Origin of the sequence: Pseudoalteromonas sp. AOP7-A1-14, assembly GCF_052376275.1 — a bacterium.
Classification (GTDB): Bacteria; Pseudomonadota; Gammaproteobacteria; order Enterobacterales; family Alteromonadaceae; genus Pseudoalteromonas.
The window spans coordinates 1-484 of record NZ_JBQSVO010000293.1 but is presented as its reverse complement, the minus strand read 5'-3'; the positions used below and the strand labels follow the sequence as shown (position 1 = coordinate 484).

The following is a 484-nucleotide window of genomic DNA, read 5'->3' as shown; positions in this document are numbered from 1 at the left end:
TAATAATGCCCTTTTTAGGGGTAATAAAGCGTACTAATGCTTCCATCCCTTCAAGTTTACCGTTACGGATATTCATTTTTGGTTGATAGTAAACTTCAAAATGATCTCCTTTTAAACCAAAGCGTATCAGGTTTTCTATTTGTAGGCGCTTTACCGCTTGGCGGTTCATGGTATCGTTAAAAAATAAGTAACTATTGCCTTTTTTCTTGGCGTGATACATGGCTGTATCTGCATTTTTTAATAAAATTTCCGGCGTATGGCCATCTTCAGGAAATAATACAATGCCCACGCTTGAAGTGATCACCAGTTCATGGCCTGCCATTTTAAAGGGGGTAGCTATGGCGCCTAAAAACTTTTTGGTCATGCGTGTGATAGTGTGAATATCGTTGGTATCCGACATTACCAGTGCAAACTCATCGCCGCCTAAGCGGTAAAAAATGTCTTTTTCGCGAGTTAGTTTATTTAATCGCATCCCTAATTTAGC

1 protein-coding gene is annotated in these 484 nt (G+C 39.3%); it reads right to left on the bottom strand.

Features of this window, described 5'->3' with window-relative positions; genetic code table 11:
- Window positions 1-484: diguanylate cyclase domain-containing protein (locus ACT3RM_RS18170; RefSeq protein WP_444511552.1), on the bottom strand; the 484-nt coding region annotated here is incomplete at both ends.